Consider the following 379-nt stretch of genomic DNA (forward strand, 5'->3'; position numbering starts at 1 on the left):
GCGAAATCTCTTCTCCCATTCCCCGCAAGCGGGGAGAGGTGAACACTCGACAACGTTGCAATCCGCGCCGCTAGCGCGGCGTCGGCCAGGCGGTGGACGACGGGGTTCCCGGCCAGGGCGGCGAGCTTTGGCGCGGGGTCGGCCAGGGCGATGCCGCGGCCGCCTTCGCCCCTGAAGGCTTCGCGGCCTTGGGCTTGCTCGGCTTGACCGCAACCTTCGGCGGCGGGGTTACATCCGCATCGCTTCCCCGCACGATGTGCCAGGGATCGTTGCTGGCCTTGGCGTCCGGGATCGAGCGCAGCGATTCCTTGTACTTCTGCTCGAGTTGCTTATCGTGCTCGATTTGCTGCTGGGTCTTGGGACCACTGTCCGGGTTCAT

The 379-nt window shown here is 66.2% G+C and carries 1 protein-coding gene; it reads right to left on the reverse strand.

Going from position 1 to position 379, the window contains the following annotated elements; genetic code table 11:
* Positions 1-70: 70 nt before the first annotated feature.
* Positions 71-379, reverse strand: a 309-nt coding sequence (locus tag FOI68_RS23745) for a hypothetical protein (protein WP_185974042.1), incomplete at its 5' end; no start/stop codon positions are given.

The organism is Brevibacillus sp. LEMMJ03 (genome assembly GCF_007197875.1).
In the GTDB taxonomy this organism is placed as follows: domain Bacteria; phylum Bacillota; class Bacilli; order Brevibacillales; family Brevibacillaceae; genus Brevibacillus; species Brevibacillus thermoruber.